1 pseudogene is annotated in these 259 nt (G+C 68.3%); it reads right to left on the reverse strand.

Going from position 1 to position 259, the window contains the following annotated elements:
* Positions 1 to 259, reverse strand: a pseudogene (locus tag KVT37_RS32350) (aspartate aminotransferase family protein); the annotation flags it as partial.

Raw genomic sequence — 259 nt, forward strand, 5'->3', positions numbered from 1 at the left:
CGACCAGGGCGAAGGCATCGTCGAGCTCGGCCTGCCAGTCGAGCGAGCCGTCGGGTTTCTTGAAGCGCGGGCGAAAACTGTTCGGCGCCGGGATCGCGATCGAGCCGACCGCCGCGGGACCGTAGCCTTTGCGCCCTGCGCTGTAGGTGGCGGACGCGGCAACCCCGGTCATGCCGTGCCAGCTCTTGGAGAACGCGACGATCTCGTGCTTGCCGGTCACCAGCTTCGCCATGCGGATGGCCGCCTCGTTCGATTCCGC

This window comes from Mesorhizobium sp. GbtcB19, from assembly GCF_019091085.1.
GTDB lineage: Bacteria > Pseudomonadota > Alphaproteobacteria > Rhizobiales > Rhizobiaceae > Mesorhizobium.